Origin of the sequence: Moritella viscosa (genome assembly GCF_900120065.1) — a bacterium.
Classification (GTDB): Bacteria; Pseudomonadota; Gammaproteobacteria; order Enterobacterales; family Moritellaceae; genus Moritella; species Moritella viscosa.
In genome coordinates this window covers 19,478-38,131 of the sequence record NZ_FPLG01000078.1, presented here as the reverse complement: position 1 = coordinate 38,131, position 18,654 = coordinate 19,478, and the positions used below count along the sequence as shown (strand labels likewise).

Annotated in this window: 19 protein-coding genes; 14 read left to right on the top strand and 5 right to left on the bottom strand. The window is 40.8% G+C overall.

All coding sequences use genetic code 11. From position 1 onward, the window contains the following. Positions 1-28: 28 nt before the first annotated feature. The gene (locus tag BT797_RS10385; RefSeq protein ID WP_075471994.1) at positions 29-1,114 is read right to left on the bottom strand and encodes a glycosyltransferase family 4 protein; all 1,086 of its coding nucleotides are present in this window, start codon (positions 1,112-1,114) and stop codon (positions 29-31) included. A gap of 204 nt (positions 1,115-1,318) precedes the next feature. Between BT797_RS10385 and BT797_RS10380 the strand changes: the two genes are divergently transcribed. Genes BT797_RS10380 through galU form a run of 3 tightly spaced genes read left to right on the top strand, consistent with a single transcriptional unit; the run spans position 1,319 to position 4,495 of the window. Beyond that, positions 1,319-2,485, top strand: coding sequence for a nucleotide sugar dehydrogenase (locus tag BT797_RS10380; RefSeq protein WP_075471992.1), 1,167 nt, complete (start codon positions 1,319-1,321; stop codon positions 2,483-2,485). A 54-nt stretch (positions 2,486-2,539) separates the two neighbouring features. Continuing rightward, a complete protein-coding gene (locus BT797_RS10375; protein WP_075471990.1) occupies positions 2,540-3,547 on the top strand; it encodes an NAD-dependent epimerase in 1,008 nt (335 codons plus the stop codon). Between the two features lie 51 nt (positions 3,548-3,598). After that, positions 3,599-4,495: a UTP--glucose-1-phosphate uridylyltransferase GalU gene (galU, locus tag BT797_RS10370; RefSeq protein WP_075471988.1), complete on the top strand. Its 897-nt coding sequence runs from the start codon at positions 3,599-3,601 to the stop codon at positions 4,493-4,495. A 72-nt stretch (positions 4,496-4,567) separates the two neighbouring features. Here the strand turns inward: galU and torD are convergent, their stop codons facing one another. Further along, on the bottom strand, positions 4,568-5,221 hold the full coding sequence (torD, locus tag BT797_RS10365; protein WP_045111732.1) for a molecular chaperone TorD: 654 nt from the start codon (positions 5,219-5,221) through the stop codon (positions 4,568-4,570). Positions 5,222-5,446: 225 nt separating this feature from the next. Here torD and glyA point away from each other — a divergent pair, with 225 nt between their 5' ends. The 11 genes from glyA to BT797_RS10310 all read left to right on the top strand — a co-directional run bounded on the left by glyA (position 5,447) and on the right by BT797_RS10310 (position 15,387). Then, the gene (gene glyA, locus BT797_RS10360) at positions 5,447-6,700 is read left to right on the top strand and encodes a serine hydroxymethyltransferase (RefSeq protein ID WP_075471986.1); all 1,254 of its coding nucleotides are present in this window, start codon (positions 5,447-5,449) and stop codon (positions 6,698-6,700) included. Positions 6,701-6,937: 237 nt separating this feature from the next. Then, positions 6,938-7,231, top strand: a complete 294-nt coding sequence (locus tag BT797_RS10355) for a hypothetical protein (RefSeq protein WP_244534167.1) — start codon at positions 6,938-6,940, stop codon at positions 7,229-7,231. A gap of 199 nt (positions 7,232-7,430) precedes the next feature. Then, on the top strand, positions 7,431-8,873 hold the full coding sequence (locus BT797_RS10350) for a DUF4124 domain-containing protein (RefSeq protein ID WP_075471984.1): 1,443 nt from the start codon (positions 7,431-7,433) through the stop codon (positions 8,871-8,873). 173 nt (positions 8,874-9,046) lie between these two features. Continuing rightward, on the top strand, positions 9,047-9,496 hold the full coding sequence (nrdR, locus tag BT797_RS10345) for a transcriptional regulator NrdR (protein ID WP_045111729.1): 450 nt from the start codon (positions 9,047-9,049) through the stop codon (positions 9,494-9,496). A gap of 25 nt (positions 9,497-9,521) precedes the next feature. Then, positions 9,522-10,796, top strand: coding sequence for a bifunctional diaminohydroxyphosphoribosylaminopyrimidine deaminase/5-amino-6-(5-phosphoribosylamino)uracil reductase RibD (gene ribD / locus BT797_RS10340; RefSeq protein ID WP_075472013.1), 1,275 nt, complete (start codon positions 9,522-9,524; stop codon positions 10,794-10,796). Further along, complete coding sequence (locus BT797_RS10335) at positions 10,796-11,461, top strand: riboflavin synthase (protein ID WP_075471982.1); 666 nt, start codon at positions 10,796-10,798, stop codon at positions 11,459-11,461. The genes ribD and BT797_RS10335 overlap by 1 nt, the downstream gene beginning before the upstream one ends. 48 nt (positions 11,462-11,509) lie before the next feature. Next, positions 11,510-12,619, top strand: a complete 1,110-nt coding sequence (gene ribBA, locus BT797_RS10330; protein ID WP_075471980.1) for a bifunctional 3,4-dihydroxy-2-butanone-4-phosphate synthase/GTP cyclohydrolase II — start codon at positions 11,510-11,512, stop codon at positions 12,617-12,619. Positions 12,620-12,752: 133 nt separating this feature from the next. After that, complete coding sequence (gene ribH / locus BT797_RS10325) at positions 12,753-13,238, top strand: 6,7-dimethyl-8-ribityllumazine synthase (RefSeq protein ID WP_045111726.1); 486 nt, start codon at positions 12,753-12,755, stop codon at positions 13,236-13,238. After that, the gene (nusB, locus tag BT797_RS10320; protein WP_045111725.1) at positions 13,235-13,657 is read left to right on the top strand and encodes a transcription antitermination factor NusB; all 423 of its coding nucleotides are present in this window, start codon (positions 13,235-13,237) and stop codon (positions 13,655-13,657) included. Before ribH ends, nusB begins: the two co-directional genes overlap by 4 nt. Before the next feature lie 180 nt (positions 13,658-13,837). Further along, positions 13,838-14,887, top strand: coding sequence for a thiamine-phosphate kinase (gene thiL / locus BT797_RS10315; protein ID WP_075471979.1), 1,050 nt, complete (start codon positions 13,838-13,840; stop codon positions 14,885-14,887). Continuing rightward, positions 14,884-15,387 carry a phosphatidylglycerophosphatase A family protein gene (locus BT797_RS10310; RefSeq protein ID WP_045111723.1) on the top strand — a complete coding sequence of 168 codons (504 nt, stop codon included), beginning with the start codon at positions 14,884-14,886 and terminating at the stop codon, positions 15,385-15,387. Before thiL ends, BT797_RS10310 begins: the two co-directional genes overlap by 4 nt. 75 nt (positions 15,388-15,462) lie before the next feature. On the opposite strand, the gene dxs is transcribed toward BT797_RS10310, so the two are convergent. The 3 genes from dxs to xseB are packed head-to-tail and all read right to left on the bottom strand — an operon-like array spanning position 15,463 to position 18,500. Beyond that, positions 15,463-17,328: a 1-deoxy-D-xylulose-5-phosphate synthase gene (dxs, locus tag BT797_RS10305; protein ID WP_075471978.1), complete on the bottom strand. Its 1,866-nt coding sequence runs from the start codon at positions 17,326-17,328 to the stop codon at positions 15,463-15,465. A gap of 32 nt (positions 17,329-17,360) precedes the next feature. Beyond that, positions 17,361-18,251, bottom strand: coding sequence for a (2E,6E)-farnesyl diphosphate synthase (gene ispA / locus BT797_RS10300; RefSeq protein ID WP_045111721.1), 891 nt, complete (start codon positions 18,249-18,251; stop codon positions 17,361-17,363). 3 nt (positions 18,252-18,254) lie between these two features. Beyond that, a complete protein-coding gene (gene xseB, locus BT797_RS10295; protein ID WP_067041278.1) occupies positions 18,255-18,500 on the bottom strand; it encodes an exodeoxyribonuclease VII small subunit in 246 nt (81 codons plus the stop codon). Positions 18,501-18,654 lie beyond the last annotated feature (154 nt).

Here is an 18,654-nt window from a genome sequence, read left to right as displayed (position 1 = left end):
GTTTACAGCTAGTGTATATATTTTATTATTAATCCAATAATGACTCAAAGTATTTAATATGCTCATCAACTGTGCGTTCAGCAGTGAATAGCTCGGCCAAACGTTGTTTACAAGCCACAGACATATCGCTGACAACTGCTTCGTTGCTATATAAATATTCAATTTTATCTGCGATGGCTAATGCATCTTTGACTGGTACAACACAGCCATTAACACCATCTATTACAACTTCTTTACTACCGCCAGTTACAGTCACAATTGAAGGAACGCCATAACTCATCGCTTCCATTACCGCTCTTGGTAATCCTTCACCACTGATTGAGGCTTGAACTAAAATATTACACGCAGCCATTAATTCTGGTGCATCAGTACGGTAGCCGGTAACGTGGATACGATTACCTAATGCAGAGTTTTTGATTGCACTAAGGTAAGGTTCTTTCTCCATGCCTGAGCCAACCAGTAATAGATGGAAATTGTTTAAATGGGCAACTTTATTTACTGCTTCAAGTAATACTGATAAACCTTTAGTTGGTCTAACATTAGCAACCGCAATAGCAACGAAAGCCCCCTCTGGAATACCAAATTCAGAGAGATCGCCAGGTTGGGACTGGTACCAAGCCGGATCATGACCTTTATAAATCGTGACTACTTTATCCTTGTTTTTCCATACTTGTGCTTGAATATCTTCGGTCACTGCATTAGATACACAAATGATACCGTCAACGCGAGGGTGTAAGTGGGTTAGGTAAGCACTTGGATCATGGCGATATAATCCGCCTGTAGTACCTCGATAATTAACCATTTTCACAGGGAAACCGATACACGCAAATGCGGCGTTTGGAATTGTTTTAGAGTTTAGTGCATAAACAATATCGTAATCGCCTGTACGTAATTCAGCTCTGATCATTTTAATCGTGTTTAAACAGATTTTTTTGGTCGGGTATTGTTCAATCACCTTGATCCCAAGGTTTTCAAAAATTGGCGTGTAAGCAGAGTTTGGTCGTGTAAATACCGTTAAGTCATGACCTTTATTCGCAAGACCTATGGTTATCATGACCTCTGGTCGAATTGCATTTGAAGTCTTGAGATAATCGCCCACAACCAAAATTTTCATATACAGCCTTATTTAATATAAATTACGGAATTAAGCAGGAGATAATAACATATTGTACATTCTCACAGATAGAGTCGACTACGAAATTCATACAGATTTAATAATTGTATCGTATTAAGGTGATGTTGTTTGGCTATAGTTATTATTTTACTGTTAGAATATAAGGATATATTATTTATTTCCACCCCTAATCAGGTCGACACCATGAACATTACCATTGCAGGTACGGGTTACGTTGGTTTATCAAATGCTGTGTTATTAGCACAACATAATCATGTGATAGCTCTAGATATTATTACCGAAAAAGTAAACCTTATTAACGATAAAAAATCACCTATCTCAGATAATGAAATCGAAGATTTCCTCGTTAATAAAGAACTTGATCTTACTGCAACAACTGATAAGCAACTTGCTTATAGCAATGCTGATTATGTGATTATCGCAACGCCAACTGATTATGATGTGGTAAATAACTATTTTAATACCAAATCAGTAGAGGCGGTAATTAAAGATGTAATGGCGATTAACCCAAATGCGGTTATGGTGATTAAATCGACGGTACCTGTTGGTTATACCAAAGAGGTCAAACTGCGCCTAGGTTGCGATAATATTTTGTTCTCACCTGAGTTTTTACGTGAAGGCAGTGCCTTATACGATAACCTACACCCTTCACGTATTATTGTTGGTGAACAGTCTGAACGTGCACAGGTTTTTGCTGAGCTGTTAATGCAAGGTGCGGTTAAAACTGACATCGATGTGTTGTTTACTGATTCGACTGAAGCGGAAGCGGTTAAGCTGTTCTCTAACACTTATTTGGCGATGCGGGTGGCTTATTTCAATGAACTGGATAGTTATGCCGAGACTCACAGTTTAAATACCCGTCAGATCATACAAGGTGTAGGTTTAGACCCGCGTATTGGTAGCCATTATAATAATCCGTCATTTGGCTATGGTGGCTACTGCTTGCCAAAAGATACCAAGCAATTACGTGCGAACTATGAAAATGTACCAAACAGTTTAATCAGTGCTATTGTTGATGCTAATTCGACACGTAAAGATCATATCGCTGATGCTATTATTGCTAAAAAACCGCAAGTGGTTGGTGTTTATCGTTTGATTATGAAATCAGGTTCGGATAATTTCCGTGCTTCATCGATTCAAGGCATCATGAAACGAATCAAAGCGAAAGGTATAAAGGTCGTGGTATATGAGCCTGTATTGACTGAGAATGAGTTCTTCAAATCACCGGTACTGACAGATCTGAATGAATTTAAAGCACTTTCTGATGTCATAGTATCGAACCGTTTAGCGGACGAACTGCTTGATGTTGCGGATAAAGTCTATACTCGAGACCTATTTGGTAATGATTAGATTGATAACGATTAAAATTGCACTTATTATCCGAATTCAGGAAATGAAAAACAAATGAAATATTTAATTACTGGCGCGGCTGGATTTATTGGTTCTCGCTGTGCAGAGCTATTATGTCAACAAGGTCATCAGGTTATAGGTGTTGATAATCTAAATGATTATTACGATGTGAATTTAAAGTTTGCTCGGTTAGCTAATACGAAGAAATCGGAGTCATTTACTTTTATTGAGTTGGGCCTTGCCGATCGTGACGGTGTCGCAGCGTTATTTTCTGAACATCAATTTGATCGCGTGATCCACCTTGCTGCCCAAGCCGGCGTACGTTATTCCATTGATAATCCAATGGCGTATGCCGACAGCAATTTAACCGGTTTTTTAACTGTATTAGAAGGCTGCCGTAATAATAAAGTGAAGCATTTGGTTTATGCATCATCAAGCTCGGTTTATGGGTTAAATAACAAAACCCCGTTTAGTACCAGTGACAGTGTTGACCATCCTATCTCACTTTACGCGGCATCAAAAAAATCGAATGAATTAATGGCACATACCTATTCACATTTATATAGCGTCCCGACAACTGGCTTACGCTTCTTTACTGTGTATGGTCCTTGGGGTCGCCCAGATATGGCGTTATTCAAGTTTACCAAGGCAATTATTGCTGGCGAAACTATTGATGTGTATAACAATGGCGATATGTTACGTGATTTTACTTACATTGATGATATCGTTGCTGGAGTATTACAAATTCAAGCTGTGATACCAACACCGGATGCGAACTGGAAAGTTGAAACAGGTAGCCCCGCAACCAGCAGTGCGCCTTATCGAGTGTATAATATTGGTCATGGTAGTCCGGTTAAACTAATGGATTATATTGAAGCGTTAGAAGACTCTTTAGGTATTAAAGCCAAGAAAAACTTTATGCCTATGCAGCCGGGTGATGTCTACGCGACGTATGCCGATACCCAGGATTTATTTGAAGTTACTGGTTACACATCGAAAGTAAAAGTACAAGAAGGCGTGAAAGCCTTTGTCGATTGGTATCGTGACTTTTATAACGTGTAAACGACACCGTATATAAAAAATACTGTATATAAGTACAAAAAGGATAAGACTTTGAAGCAAACCAAAATAACGAAAGCGGTCATTCCCGTTGCAGGCTTAGGTACGCGCATGCTACCTGCAACCAAAGCGATCCCAAAAGAGATGTTACCAGTAGCAGATAAACCACTTATTCAATACATAGTAAATGAATGCGCAGCTGCGGGTATTACCGAAATTGTGCTGGTTACGCACGCTTCTAAAAATGCCATCGAAAACCATTTTGATACTTCATTTGAATTAGAATCGACGTTAGAGCACCGAGTTAAACGTCAATTATTAGCAGAAGTACAAGCAATTGCACCAAAAGGTGTAACGATCATGCATATCCGTCAAGGCGTCGCGAAAGGGTTAGGGCATGCAGTATTGTGCGCCAAACCGATTATTGGTGATGAACCGTTTGCGGTAGTATTACCTGACGTTCTGATGGATGAAGTCAGTGCAGATTTAAAAACTGAAAACTTAGCTAGTATGATGCGCCGCTTTAATGAAACCGGTTTTAGTCAGATCATGGTAGAACCTGTACCAATGAGCTTAGTGTCTGGTTACGGTGTTGCTGATTGTGGTGGTGTTGAGCTTAGCGCGGGTGAATCAACTAAGATGACCGCGGTGATTGAAAAGCCAGCACAAGATAAAGCGCCGTCAAACCTTGCTGTTGCAGGACGTTATGTATTACCGGCTGCGATCTGGGATCTACTTGCTCGCACAGCGCCTGGTGCAGGTGATGAGATTCAGCTAACGGATGCGATTGATGACCTGATGAAATTACAAACGGTTGAAGCTTTCCACATTAGCGGTAAATTACATGATTGTGGTTCAAAATTAGGTTATATGAAAGCATTCATTGAGTATGGCTTACGTCACCCTGAAGTAGGCGATGATTTACAAGCATTTATTAGTGGCTTGAAATAACACGTGAGTTTGACATTATAATGTTATGAAACAAAGGGCAGTTTACTGCCCTTTGTTGTATCTAAATAGGGATTAATCTAATTCAGTTTCTAACCAATCTGAATCTAGCTGTGCGAATGCTAATAGCAATTCTACTACCGCCGCATAAAATCCAAATTTATCACAGTCTTTTACCTTCATTTCAAAATCACCTAACCAGTTAAGTAAGTGAGTTTGTAAGAAGTCATACTGCATTGCGAAGTTCGCGCGGATCTGCGCTTCTGATTCCGAATCTAAAGTTTTTAAGATCAAGTTACCCATGAAATCTAACTGAATCGCAATGTGATCGGCAGGCTCGCTGTATTTATCACTGATATTGATGTTGTGCTTATCGAGTAGCGTAATCATTTTTTGATACGCTTCTTGCATCAAGTGACCTTCTTCACTAGTGAACACCGACTCATACGGGGGCGCAGATGATTTACTGTTACCTAAAAATACTTGTGCATAGTCTGCACATAACTCTAAACGTGCGTCCTTACGTAGGTTTGCTGCCGCTAATGAACTGATTAGCTTTTCAACAGAAACCGTTAACGCGGGGGTTGCAGCTAAGCCTTGTAAGAAACCTTGGATTTCAGCTGACTGGTATTGACCGAGTTGCTCATCAGATAATTCAGTTGCAAGTGTGGTTGAAAGCCACCAGTAGATCTCTGAACGGGTTTGGCATAATTGGGTTAGTTCATCCATTGTGTTCTCCAAATGGGAATTAGTGCTGTAATTGTGCCGTATTATAGCGAATAAATTTAACCGAGGAGTCAGTTTTGATCAAAGTTAAATTAAAATGCAGTCTTTTCACGCAAAATTGAAATTTTCTCAAGTCTTTCTAGTAGGAACTTGGTATTACTCGCGTTACAATGTGGCCGAAATTTAGTTTACAAACCAACTTGTATTATCTCAATCAGGAGAAAACGGATGTTTACACGTGATATGAATATAGCTGACTATGATGCAGAATTATGGGCAGCAATGACACAGGAAGTAACTCGTCAGGAAGATCATATCGAGCTTATTGCTTCAGAGAACTATACAAGCCCACGCGTAATGGAAGCTCAAGGCTCTCAGCTTACAAATAAGTATGCAGAAGGCTACCCAGGCAAACGCTACTATGGCGGTTGTGAGTATGTTGATATTGCTGAGTCTTTAGCAATTGAACGTGCTAAGCAATTGTTTGGTGCTGATTACGCGAATGTACAACCACACTCTGGTTCACAAGCAAATGCTGCAGTTTATATGGCATTAGTTAAACCAGGTGATACTGTACTAGGCATGAGCCTTGCTCATGGTGGTCACTTAACACACGGTGCAAGCGTAAGCTTCTCGGGTAAAATTTACAACTCAGTTCAGTATGGTATTAACCCTGAAACGGGTGAGCTAGATTACGCTGAAGTTGAAGCGTTAGCAATTGAACATCAGCCAAAAATGATTGTTGCTGGTTTTTCTGCATACTCGGGTGTTGTTGATTGGGCTAAATTCCGTGAAATCGCTGATAAAGTTGGTGCTTTCTTATTCGTTGATATGGCACACGTTGCAGGTTTAGTTGCTGCTGGTCTATATCCAAACCCAATGAAACATGCGCATGTTGTGACAACAACGACGCATAAAACATTAGGTGGTCCACGTGGCGGCCTAATCCTTGCCCAAGCAGATGAAGTGATTGAGAAAAAATTAAACTCAGCTATTTTCCCTGGTGGTCAAGGTGGTCCTTTGATGCACGTTATCGCTGCTAAAGCGGTTGCATTTAAAGAAGCGATGGAACCAGAATTTGCAGTTTACCAACAAAATGTACTTGATTGTGCGAAAAGCATGGTTGCAGTATTACAAGAACGTGGTTTCAAGATCGTTTCTAACGGTACTGAAAATCACCTATTTTTAGTTGATCTGATTGGCAAAGAATACTCAGGTAAAGATGCAGATGCTGCACTGGGTAATGCACATATCACAGTAAACAAAAACTCGGTACCAAACGATCCACGTTCACCATTTGTTACATCTGGTCTACGTATCGGTACGCCTGCACTGGCTCGCCGTGGTATCCCTGCAGATAAAGCTGGCGCACTTGCTGGTTGGATGTGTGACGTATTAGATAACATCGGTAATGAAGATGTAGCTGCAACAGTACGTGCTAACGTACAAGCGCTATGTGCTGAATACCCTGTATATAAATAGTCTGTATACAAGTAATTAAATGTGTAGACCGTAAATGATACTAACTTTAATCAGAGTTTAAGTTTGTCATTTACGGTTTTTTTGTGCCTAAAAATTAATGTCTTTACCATATCTCATACCTGCTCATACTCCAAATCATGCTATTTCCATGCTTTATTATTACATCAGGATCATATGATCAGCTGTTAGTTTCATGAACAGTGATTAATGCGGTTTCATAGACCAAGGATGGGAAATATGATGAATAAATTTTTATTAAAAAATGCTGTAAATAAAATATTCCTGCAAATATGTAAAGGAATAAGCATTACAGTATTTGCCGTTGTAGTGACTGGTTGTAGTTCTGTTGATGTATTAACTAAAACTGAAAACGGTGCATCTTATGAATATCAACTCGGTCAATTTGACACGATAGAGGTGGTTGATATGGCGCAGGAACATTGTGGTAAGTATGGTAAGAATGCAGAGCTAACTAATCGTTACTCTGACGCTAACCGCATATTCAATACACTTATATTTAATTGTAGTTAGCATATTTAATTTCTTAGTTGTGAAGCCGACGAGATTAAATTTAATGAGAGAGTTTTAAATCACACTGGTGGGTGTTAACATGTTTTTAACATTTTATCCTGTTTGCGGTTAGGTAGTTATAGATGGATGACATAAATAGCTAAATAAATATTGAGATAGAATTCTCAAGTTTGGCGATAAATAGAGTGAGGTATAAAGGATGATGCTGAATTCAATAAGTAATTACAAGCGGTTAATATTAGCGTTAGTATGCGGCTCAATGAGCTATTCTACCTTTGCTAAAGTATATAGCTGGCGCGATACTGATGGTGCAATGCATTATAGTCAGTTTCCACGTCAGATTGTGGAAAAAAATGCGGCGCAGAGTCGTGCTAGTCGTAAGCCTGTCGTAATGAATGATATCGTAAACGATTTATCTGCAACCCCAAATAGTAACTTATTGGATGGGCTTGATGATATTATTGCTCATGCGAACGTGGAACGCCAAGTTGAAAAAGTACTGACGCGTAGTGATCCTCAGTTGGTTTTAATTGAACAACAACTCTTACGTAAGCAGGCGCAGCAACGTGCACTGGTTATTGCAAAACAAACAGCACTTGAAAAAGAGAAAGCCCTTGTTGCGGCAAATAATATCATTGAAGTAAATCATATAAAACCGAAGAAAAAATTACCTAGAAATAGTTTCATGGCAGGGATCCATAAGCGCGCTTATGGTAATGCAGTGACAAAAGCGGATGATATACAGATTATTACACAGACACCGCTTGCATCCACAACGGCAAAAGGTTCAACCGTTATTGAGAATGTTGCCGTAAAGCAACAACATAATAAATTCTTAGCTGAAATCCAGAATAAATTAAAACGTCAGTATGCACCGCAAGCAGTTCAAGTTTCTCCAAACATTGCACCTATAGTCGTTGTTAATGCTAAACCTTTGATTAAGCCTGTCGAGTTAATGCCTGCATCAACATATATCTTAGAGCCAGTTGACGCTACCATGGTGTCTTCAGCTATGGTAACTGTTGATGTGCCATTAGTTGAGCAAGTGGATGTATTAACTCCTGTTGTTGAATCTAGTTCGATAGTGAAGGTTAAGCGCAAGAAAAAATCAACAATGAATAACACATTTTTAGCGGGCATTAACAAAAAATTAAATCGTAAAGATAAAGCGCTGACAAGTGAGAAACCTGTGTTCGTCGTGAGTAAAAGTGAATCAAGTCGTAATAACAAGCTACAGGTCACACCTGAACAAGTTCAGAATCAATTCTTAGCTGAGATTAATAAAAAGTTATTCCGGGCGAAACTCGGTTCTGATATTACGCCAGCAGCAGAATTAGTTAAGTCTGAGTCGATTACTCGTACGAAGGCACAGGGTATTACAGCAGAGAAAAATAAAGAATTAATGCAGAGCGCAGATCAAATTAAGGCGATAGAAAGTGAGATTAGCAGCCGTAATCATAAATCGAATGATGTAACAGAACCTTCTGCAAAGCAGGTTAACTCAGCGTTAATGTTAAGTCGACTAAGCTATAATCACAACGCGCACTTGCCCTTATCTGGTGCTGGAACGAATCAACTTGATAGGCAAGGCATCGAGGCATCAAGTCAGTTTGTTAATGAAGTAAACCGTAGCGAAGAATAAACTATTCCAACATATCAGTCGGTTTTTTATCTTATAAAACGAGGTTAGAAACCGACTGATTATTCAGCAATGCGTTAACTTATTTATTAATTCCACGAAATAATCTTCACTTTTCTGTACCCGCCTGCTGTTTAACGATAGACTCAGAATAATATTATTCAATAGGATTGTTTATGTTCTGTCCATTTTGTTCTGCGACTGAAACTAAAGTTATCGACTCTCGTCTTGTGGCTGAAGGCCATCAGGTACGTCGCCGCCGTGAGTGCGCGAAATGTCATGAACGTTTTACTACCTTTGAAACTGCAGAACTCGTGATGCCGCGCATTATTAAAACCGATGATACACGCGAACCTTTTAACGAAGACAAACTCGTTAATGGTATTTATCGTGCGTTAGAAAAACGTCCGGTTGCCGCAGAGCAGATTGAACTTGGTATTAATCAAATAAAATCGAGCTTAAGAGCCACTGGCGAGCGTGAAATCACATCAAGCTTTCTAGGTGAACTTGTGATGGATGTATTGAAAAAGCTCGATAAAGTCGCTTATGTACGGTTCGCTTCTGTTTATCGTTCTTTTGAAGATGTAAAAGAGTTTAATGAAGAAATCGCTAAACTCGACAAATAATCCGCTATCTGAGTCCTCATTGATTATGCCAAACAAATCACGTGCCGAGCTAGATCTGCTATTGGAAAAAATTATTTCAATTAGTCAGTTCAATGATACTGACTATTCTCATATGCAACGTGCGATCGCACTTGCACAAAAAGGCCGTTTTACTACTGCGCCGAACCCAAATGTTGGCTGTGTGCTTGTTAAAGCAGGTAAAGTCATCGGAGAAGGTTTTCATTTACGTGCAGGTGAGGCTCATGCTGAAGTCCATGCTTTAAATGCCGCTGGTGATAATGCTCAAGGTGCCACTTGTTATGTGACTCTCGAGCCATGCAGTCATTATGGCCGTACACCCCCTTGCGCAGCAGCCTTAGTTAATGCAAACGTAAATGAAGTCGTTATTGCCATGGTTGATCCAAACCCTAAAGTGGCAGGTAATGGCATTGCGATACTAATCGCCGCGGGAATTAAAGTGCGTATCGGTTTATTATCAACGCAAGCGCATGCGTTGAATCCTGGCTTTATTTTACGGATGCAGGAACAACGTCCGTTTGTACGCTTAAAAATGGCGGCAAGCTTAGACGGGCGTACAGCATTGAAAAACGGTGAGAGCAAATGGATCACCGGTCCAGCAGCACGGTCTGATGTGCAAGTATATCGTGCTCAAGCCAGTGCCATTTTATCGACTGCCAGTACGGTCATTATGGATGATGCTTCACTTAATGTGCGTTATAGCGAATTAGGTGCAAGTCAAGCCGACTATCCACGAATTAAAGTAGACAAGTCTTTGCCTTACGATGAGTCATTAGAACCACTGTTACGTCAGCCAATACGAGTAGTACTGGATAATCATCGGCGACTAGATACACACCTTGCTAAAGTGAATAGTGAATTGAAGCTATTCTCACTGGCTGGTCAGATACTATTAGTTAATGGCGTTAAAGATATAGCGAATGGAACGACTGACAATCTTGTTATCGAGCAGTTATTATTGAATGAATCGGTATCGCGAATTGAAATTGAGCAAGATCGTCACCATAACATAGATCTAAAACAGTTAATGACCGTATTAGCCCAGCAGGATATTAATGACCTGTGGGTGGAAGCTGGCGCGACGTTGGCTGGCGCATTACTTGAAAATAAGCTGGTAGATGAGATAATTATTTATTTGGCACCTAAGCTCATGGGTGATAGTGCCAGAGGACTCGCAGTATTAAGCGAGCTAACTGAAATGGCGCAAGTGCCTACATTTAGCTTTACCGATATCACGCAGGTCGGTGACGATCTTCGAATTACAGCAAAACCGGAATACTAATGTTTACAGGAATTATTGAAACCGTGGGTACGCTCACTGGTTTAACCCCAAAAGGGGCTGATGTGAGCATCACTGTTGATAGTGGTGATCTTGATTTAAGTGACGTAAAACTGGGTGATAGTATCGCGACTAATGGTGTATGCCTTACTGTTGTTGAATTACTTGGCAATGGTTACCGCGCGGACGTGTCATTAGAAACGATTAAGCGCTCTGGATTTGCGCATTACCGTATTGGTGATAAGGTAAACTTAGAAAAAGCGCTAACCTTAAGTACGCGTCTCGGTGGTCACTTAGTTAGTGGACATGTGGATGGCGTTGCCGAGATTGTTAAGATCAGTAAACTTGGTCGTGCGACTGAGTATTGGTTACAAGCACCGAACGAATTAGCGCGTTATATTGCGGAAAAAGGCTCAATTACTATTGATGGTATCAGTTTAACTATTAATGAAATTGACGGTGCTAAATTCAAATTGACGATCGTACCGCATACTGCATTAGAAACAACGATAGAAAGTTATGTAGTCGGTCGTAAAGTTAACTTGGAAGTAGATGTGATTGCCCGTTATTTAGAACGGATTATGCTAGGTGATAAAGCCGCTGAATCAAGCCGCCCTGAACAAGGTATCACTATGGATTTTCTTGCGAGTAATGGGTTTTTAAAGTAAAACATCTATTCACGATCAGTTTTTAATTGTTATAAAAGGGCTATGAGCATGGCACTAAGTCGTATTGAAGATATTATTGAAGACATCCGCCAAGGTAAAATGGTTATCTTGATGGATGATGAAGATCGCGAAAATGAAGGTGATCTGATCATGGCGGCTGATAAAGTAACGCCAGAAGCGATTAACTTTATGGCGACATACGGTCGTGGTTTAATTTGTCTAACGTTAACCAAAGCACGTGTAGAAAAACTGCAACTGCCTTTGATGGTTCAAGACAATACGGCGCAATTCTCAACTAACTTCACTGTTTCGATTGAAGCGGCTGAGGGCGTGACAACCGGTATTTCTGCAACAGACCGTGCAGTGACAATATTATCTGCCGTTGCAGGTGATGCAAAACCTGCAGATATCGTGATGCCGGGACATATTTTTCCACTTGCAGCACAAGACGGCGGTGTATTAACACGTGCTGGTCATACAGAAGCGGGTTGTGATCTTGCACGTTTAGCGGGTTGTGAGCCTGCAGGTGTGATTGTTGAAATATTAAAAGATGACGGTGAAATGGCTCGTCGTCCGGATTTGGAAATATTCGCTGAAAAACACGGCATTAAATTGGGCACAGTTGCTGATTTAATTGAATACCGTAACAGTAATGAAACAACTATTGAGCGTGTAGCTGAATGTAAATTACCAACTGAATACGGTGATTTTGATTTAGTCACTTACCGTGACACCATTGATAATCAAGTTCACTACGCGTTACGCAAAGGTGATGTTGTTGCTGAGCAGCCAACATTAGTACGCGTGCATGTACAAAATACCATGACTGATATTTTGCATACCGACCGAGCAAGTAAGATCTCATGGTCATTGAGTGATGCGATGGCGCGTATCGGTCGAGATGGTGGTGTAATGGTTATCTTAGGCAATGAAGAAAACTCTAACGATATCATTGAAAAAGTGAAGCTGTTTGCTAAAGAAGATAAAGGCGAAACACAGCCAAAAGCAAAATGGCAGGGCACTTCACGCCGCGTTGGTGTCGGTTCTCAAATTTTAGCTGATATGGGCGTGTCGAAGATGAAGCTATTAAGCTCAGACAAACGTTACCATTCATTATCTGGCTTTGGTTTAGAAGTTGTCGAATATATCTCTAAATAAGTTTTAGAGATAGTCGTAGAATAAGTTTGCTTGCTGGCGAAAGCTTGGTACAATCCGAGCCCTTTCGTCAGCCGATTCACAATAGTCAATAATTGGCCGTAAATTTACGTGCCGTGATATAGGATTTGTACACATGAAATTTATCGAAGGGAATGTTCCTGCTCCAGAAGCAAAAATTGCAATTGTTATCTCTCGTTTTAACAGTTTCATTAATGAAAGTTTGTTAGAAGGTGCTATCGATTCACTAAAACGTTTTGGTCAAGTTAGCGATGACAATATCACTGTTGTTCGTGTACCTGGTGCAGTAGAATTACCGCTTATCACTAAGCGTGTAGCGGCAACAAAACAGTTTGATGCAATTATTGCTTTAGGTACGGTAATTCGTGGTGGTACACCACATTTTGAATTCGTAGCTGGCGAATGTAATAAAGGTCTTGCTCAAGTTGCAATGGACTATGATGTTCCTGTTGCATTTGGTGTGTTAACTACTGACACAATTGAGCAAGCAATTGAGCGTGCTGGTACCAAGGCTGGTAATAAAGGGTCGGAGGCTGCTCTAAGTGCACTTGAAATGGTGAATGTTTTGCATCAATTAGATGTATCATTGGAGAAAAAATGAAACCTTCGGAACGTAGTAAGGCACGTCAGTTTGCCACACAAGCAATTTATCAATGGCAAATGACACAAGAAACTGTTGCAAATATTGAACACCAATTTGTAACAGAACAAGATTTTAGCGACACAGATGCAGTTTATTTCCGTGAACTTGTATTAGGTGTAAGCTTAAACTCTGCTGAACTTGATGAGTTAATGACACCATTCCTATCTCGTCCTTTGGATGACTTAGACTTGGTTGAGAAAGCAATTCTACGTCTTTCTACATTTGAGCTTACTAAGCGTCAAGATGTACCTTATAAAGTTGTGATCAATGAATCTATCGAACTAGCGAAAGATTTTGGCGCTGAAGACAGCCATAAATTCGTTAACGGCGTATTAGATAAAATTGTAAGTAAATTGCAATTACGTTTGAAAAAATAATTTAATTATTTTCTTCAATGCAAAAAAGCTAGCACAGGTTGCTGGCTTTTTTTATGCCTAAAATTCACACTCTAGACATTAATTAAAAATACAATTAGGCCTTAATTAAAAGTACAATAGCAAGATTAATTACACCCTATACCCAAGTAGCTTGGGTATCATAATGGATACCGCAGTACTATGGCGACAGGCGAGTTTGATTTAATTGGACAATATTTTACGAATAAATCAGTTCCACGTGACGATGTCATAACAGGAATCGGTGATGACTGTGCCATTTTGTCTGTTCCTGCTGGTAAGCAACTCGTGGTAACCACTGATACCATGGTCAGTGGTATTCATTTTCTTAGCGATGCAGATCCTGCCGATATAGCCCATAAGTTAGTGGCCGTGAATATCAGTGATATTGCCGCAATGGGTGGGCAACCGGCTTGGGCATCATTAGCATTAACTTTACCAAGTTATGACAGTGATTGGTTAAGCGCATTCAGTGATAGCTTACACCTGCAATTACACCGTTATGGTGTCAGCCTTATCGGTGGTGATACCACTAAAGGTGATATGACATTGACGCTAACCTTGCAAGGCTTTGTCGAGCAAGGTCTAGCATTACAAAGACACGGTGCCAAAGCAGGGGATTTGATTTATTGCAGTGGTACCATTGGTGATGCCGCTGCTGGCTTAAAATTATTAATCGATGCGAATCATCAAGCGCTTGATAATAATACTGTGAATAACACCAACGAAGCATTATTAACGGATACCGAGCAAGGTTTTTTAATCGCTCGACATCAACGACCGACTGCAAGAGTTACAACAGGTCAAGCCTTGGTTGGTATTGCTAACAGTTGTATTGACCTCTCCGATGGCTTAGCGTCAGATCTACAGCATATACTTAACGCATCAAGTCGCAGTGGTGGTGTGACGCTGTCGGCAAATGTTGAGCTAATGGCGTTACCTTTATCAACAGCATTGCAAACTTATGTAAGTAACACGTTATGGCCGCAATATGCACTTGCTGGTGGTGATGATTATGAATTACTATTTACCGTATCGTCAGAAAATAAAGTACAACTGGAAAAAGTGCTGGCTGAGCATGATTTACCTTATACCCATATTGGTGAGATAGTCAGTGCAGAACAAACTGAACAAGCCGAACAACAAATTAACTATTTTAACGACAAGCAATTAACGTCGTTAGTTTTGCAAGGATGGGATCACTTCCAATGAAAAAAGATTTTTTATCGCCAGAATTACAAAAATTAAACTACGCGAATCCAGTGCATCTCGCTGCTGTTGGTTTTGGTAGTGGTTTATTTCCTAAAGCGCCAGGTACAATGGGTACGCTTGTTGCTATTCCGCTATATTTGCTAATGACTAGCGTCTTAGAGTTGGGTCTATGGCAATATATCGGCATTGTTGCGCTGGCGTCTGTGATTGGTGTATATATTTGTGCGAGTGCCAGTAAAGCGATGGGCGTACACGATCACGGCGCCATCGTTTGGGATGAAATTGCTGGTTATGGCATTACTATGATTGCGGCCCCACAAGGCTGGGTTTGGGTTATTCTCGGTTTTGCGCTATTTCGATTTTTTGACATTGTGAAACCTGGACCGATTGGTTGGCTAGATAGAAATACTGATGGTGGTTTTGGTATTATGGTTGATGATGTACTGGCTGGTGTGTTTGCCTTAGCGGGGGTTCAGCTTATTTATTACATTACGCTGTAAAATTCAAAAAAGGCGCTACTTGATATTAATCGAGTAGCGCCTTTTTTAATGGCGAGCAATTTATAATCATTAAAATTATAAGGCGATAAAGGCCTTAATGCTCGCTTCAATACCAAGATCGTCTAGGCCTAATTCAGCGTAGATCTCATCTTGAGTACCTTGGTGAATAAACTTATCTGGCAGACCTAGGTTTAATGTTGGTGTCATTAACTTGTTCGCCATTAGGTATTCATTCACACCAGAACCTGCGCCCCCCATAATCGCGCCATCTTCAAGTGTGACTAAAATATCATGGCTATTCGCCATCTCAGCTAACAGTGCTTCATCCAATGGTTTCGCAAAGCGCATATCAACAACGGTCGCATTTAAACGTTCGGCCGCTGGCATAGCGTTATGCATTAAGGTCCCGAAACATAAGATGGCTACTTTCTCACCCTGACGACGAACGATACCTTTACCGATTTCAAATTTAGTAAATGCTTGCTCAACATCAATGCCAGTACCGCTGCCACGCGGGTAACGTACAGCAGCTGGACCATTATACTGGTAACCTGTATGCAGCATCTGACGACATTCATTTTCGTCACTTGGCGTCATGATCACCATTTTCGGAATACAACGCATAAAGCTAATATCAAACGCACCTTGGTGAGTTTGACCATCAGCGCCCACTAGACCTGCACGGTCAATGGCAAATAATACAGAAATATCCTGAATGGCCACATCGTGGATCAGCTGATCGTAGCCACGTTGTAAAAACGTAGAATAGATAGCAACCACAGGTTTATGACCACCAATAGCGAGACCTGCAGCGAAAGTTACACAGTGCTGTTCTGCAATTGCTACATCAAAATATTGTTGAGGATAGGTTTCAGAGAACTTGATCATACCTGAACCTGCCCCCATCGCTGGTGTTACAGCCGCTAACTTTTTATCCGTTGCCGCTACGTCGCATAACCAATTACCAAATATTTTTGAGAACGTTGGTTTTGATACGGCAGCAACAGGTAATGTATCTTCTTCGGGATTGAACTTAGGAACGGCGTGATAACCAAGCTGATCTTGCTCGGCTGGCGCGTAACCTTTACCTTTTTTGGTGATTACGTGTAAGAATTGTGGGCCTTTAAGACTACGCATATTACGTAGTGTTTCAACCAAGCCATTCACATCATGACCATCAATTGGACCAATATAGTTAAATCCGAATTCTTCGAATAATGTGCTCGGTACCACCATGCCTTTTAGATGTTCTTCGGCGCGACGGGCAAGCTCTTTAATTGGTGGAATACCTGACAGTACTTTCTTACCGTTTTCACGGAAACTTGAGTAAGCAACACCGGACAATAATTTTGCTAAGTGTTTGTTTACCGCACCGACGTTTTCTGAAATAGACATATCGTTATCATTTAAAATAACCAGTACGTCTTTGTCGATATGGCCAGCATGGTTTAACGCTTCAAATGCCATACCGCCAGTAATAGCTCCATCACCAATAATAGCGACCGTTTTACGGTTTTTATCTTCTTGATCAGCAGCAACGGCAAGACCGAGAGCCGCGCTGATTGATGTTGATGAATGACCGACATTAAGGTGATCATACTCACTTTCATCACGCCAAGGGAATGGATGTAAACCACCTTTCTGGCGGATTGTTGACATACGGTCACGACGACCTGTTAAAATTTTGTGCGGGTAGGCTTGATGACCTACATCCCATAATAATTTGTCGTATGGTGTGTTATAAACATAATGCAGGGCAACCGTTAATTCTACGACACCTAAGCCTGAAGCAAAGTGACCGCCACTTTTACCGACGGTGTGTAATAAATAGCTACGCAGTTCATCACATAAGTCATCCAGACGATCCGCTGGTAATTGGCGCAACTCTTCAGGGATGTCTGCTAATGCCAATGTAGGGTAATTCGAAATATCTAAGCTCATAATTTTATAATTTTATACTTTGTTAGAATCTGTTACTTATTTCGCTCGATGATGTACTGCGTAAATAAAGCGAGAACGGTCGTATCATGTGGGATTGTTTCTAAGGCGAACATCGCTTGTTGATACAGCGCTTGGGCTTTTTCTTGAGCTCCAGCTAAACCGAGTAATGCCGGGTATGTTGACTTATTTAATTCAACGTCTGAACCTTGAGGTTTTCCGAGCGTTTCAGTATCACTGATAATATCGAGAATGTCATCTTGTACTTGAAATGCTAAACCGATGGCGTTAGACCATTTATCCAGCGCTGCTAATAATTCAATCGAGCAATGTGGCGATGCGAGGCAACCCAATTTAGCTGCGCAATTGATTATCGCACCAGTTTTATTATTGTGGATCGCTTCAAGTTGTGCCAGTGAGATCTGTTTATCTGTCGCAGCTAGGTCCATTGCTTGACCACCGCACATACCGCTATAGCCACTTGCTTGGGTTAGCGATTTCAACATGGCTAAACGATTTTTTTCGGCTTCAGGTGCTAGTGTGCAATCAAGTAACAATTCAAACGCAAAAGGTTGCAAGGCATCACCGGCTAAGATCGCGGTCGCATGGTCAAATTTAATGTGGCAAGTCGGTTGACCGCGGCGTAGGTCATCATCGTCCATCGCAGGTAAATCATCATGAATTAATGAATACGCATGAATTGATTCGATTGCGGCGGCTGGACCATCAAGATCGCGAAGATTTACGCCTAGCATTTCGCCTACTGCATATACGATCACTGGGCGAATACGTTTACCGCCTTGTAATAGGCCATATTCCATCGCGGCTGCAAGTTGGGTGTCATGTGTTGGTAGCAAGTTTATTTGCTGTTGCAAATAGCCATTGATACGACCCTGATATTGGGTAATAGAATTTGAAAGCTGCACTATTTAATTACTACTGTCAGAGTTGAAGGGAGAAAGCGTTTGCTGGTCACCGTCGGCGAGTAATATGGCTACTTGCTGTTCAGCATGCTGAAGTTTCTGCGAGCTCGCGCGTGTTAAACTAATGCCACGTTCAAATTGCTTTAACGCATTATCAAGCTCACAATCACCTTGCTCTAGACTGTTCACAATTGTCTCTAGCTCTGTGATAGACGCCTCGAACGTCATATTTTCTGGTTTTTTTACCGCCATCGGGTGTCCCTCTGATAATATACTCAGGTATTATACCCAAGTTAATAAGGTATAGACAGCTTAACTGTGCGATGCCAGTAATAAGCAGGATAAGATTACTTAAGAATTTTATTTGCTTGCCGATATAGATCAAGAATACACTCGCTATAAATAT

Coding starts and splice junctions, on each gene's coding strand:
- BT797_RS10385 (WP_075471994.1), bottom strand. CDS start 1,114: ATGAAAATTTTGGTTGTGGGCGATTATCTCAAGACTTCAAATGCAATT.
- BT797_RS10380 (WP_075471992.1), top strand. CDS start 1,319: ATGAACATTACCATTGCAGGTACGGGTTACGTTGGTTTATCAAATGCT.
- BT797_RS10375 (WP_075471990.1), top strand. CDS start 2,540: ATGAAATATTTAATTACTGGCGCGGCTGGATTTATTGGTTCTCGCTGT.
- torD (WP_045111732.1), bottom strand. CDS start 5,221: ATGGATGAACTAACCCAATTATGCCAAACCCGTTCAGAGATCTACTGG.
- glyA (WP_075471986.1), top strand. CDS start 5,447: ATGTTTACACGTGATATGAATATAGCTGACTATGATGCAGAATTATGG.
- BT797_RS10355 (WP_244534167.1), top strand. CDS start 6,938: ATGATGAATAAATTTTTATTAAAAAATGCTGTAAATAAAATATTCCTG.
- BT797_RS10350 (WP_075471984.1), top strand. CDS start 7,431: ATGATGCTGAATTCAATAAGTAATTACAAGCGGTTAATATTAGCGTTA.
- nrdR (WP_045111729.1), top strand. CDS start 9,047: ATGTTCTGTCCATTTTGTTCTGCGACTGAAACTAAAGTTATCGACTCT.
- ribD (WP_075472013.1), top strand. CDS start 9,522: ATGCCAAACAAATCACGTGCCGAGCTAGATCTGCTATTGGAAAAAATT.
- BT797_RS10335 (WP_075471982.1), top strand. CDS start 10,796: ATGTTTACAGGAATTATTGAAACCGTGGGTACGCTCACTGGTTTAACC.
- ribBA (WP_075471980.1), top strand. CDS start 11,510: ATGGCACTAAGTCGTATTGAAGATATTATTGAAGACATCCGCCAAGGT.
- ribH (WP_045111726.1), top strand. CDS start 12,753: ATGAAATTTATCGAAGGGAATGTTCCTGCTCCAGAAGCAAAAATTGCA.
- nusB (WP_045111725.1), top strand. CDS start 13,235: ATGAAACCTTCGGAACGTAGTAAGGCACGTCAGTTTGCCACACAAGCA.
- thiL (WP_075471979.1), top strand. CDS start 13,838: ATGGCGACAGGCGAGTTTGATTTAATTGGACAATATTTTACGAATAAA.
- BT797_RS10310 (WP_045111723.1), top strand. CDS start 14,884: ATGAAAAAAGATTTTTTATCGCCAGAATTACAAAAATTAAACTACGCG.
- dxs (WP_075471978.1), bottom strand. CDS start 17,328: ATGAGCTTAGATATTTCGAATTACCCTACATTGGCATTAGCAGACATC.
- xseB (WP_067041278.1), bottom strand. CDS start 18,500: ATGGCGGTAAAAAAACCAGAAAATATGACGTTCGAGGCGTCTATCACA.